The sequence below is a fragment of the Vibrio sp. 1401 genome (genome assembly GCF_033340295.1).
Genome location: NZ_JAWOWF010000448.1, coordinates 1 through 650 on the forward strand (window position 1 = coordinate 1; position 650 = coordinate 650).

Consider the following 650-nt stretch of genomic DNA (forward strand, 5'->3'; position numbering starts at 1 on the left):
GTTATAACCAGTTGGTATTCTGAACGGTGGACAACCCGCGTAAAGCTTTAGCCGCTTTGGTTCCGTTGATTTTAGTCACCGACGTGGCAATCCCGTATGTGGCCGTGAACTTTATTCCTCAGTCGGATCGCTCAATTGTGTTTCTCGATTACTGGCTACCCAATGGTGCCAAGATTGAACAAACCTCGGCAGACATGCGCAAAGTTGAAGAATGGTTGGTCGCACAACCAGAAGTGGAAAGTATCTCTAGCTATGTCGGCACCAGTGCGCCTCGCTTCTCGGTAACGGTAGAGCCTGAGCCGCTCGACCCTGCCTACGGGCAGATTCTGATCAACACCAAAGACTACGAGAGCATCAGCCACTTGGTAACGCGTGGGGATGATTGGCTGAAAGAGGCGTTTCCGGATGCCGAACCTCGCTTTCGAGCGCTGAAGCTGGCAACCAAAGATAAGTTCGCGGTTGAGGTGCGTTTTTCTGGTCCGGATGAAACCGTATTACATCAACTAGCGGCAGAAGCGAAAACGATTTTTGCTTCAAACCCAGATGCAAAATACATTCGCGATGATTGGCGCCAAGAAAGCAAAGTGCTCAAGCCGATTCTAAACCAAGACAAAATGCGTCAAGCAGGCATTAACCGCGCCGATGTCGCT

Annotated in this window: 1 pseudogene; it reads left to right on the forward strand. The window is 50.5% G+C overall.

Features of this window, described 5'->3' with window-relative positions:
- Positions 1-650, forward strand: a pseudogene (locus R7Z77_RS26170) (efflux RND transporter permease subunit); the annotation flags it as partial.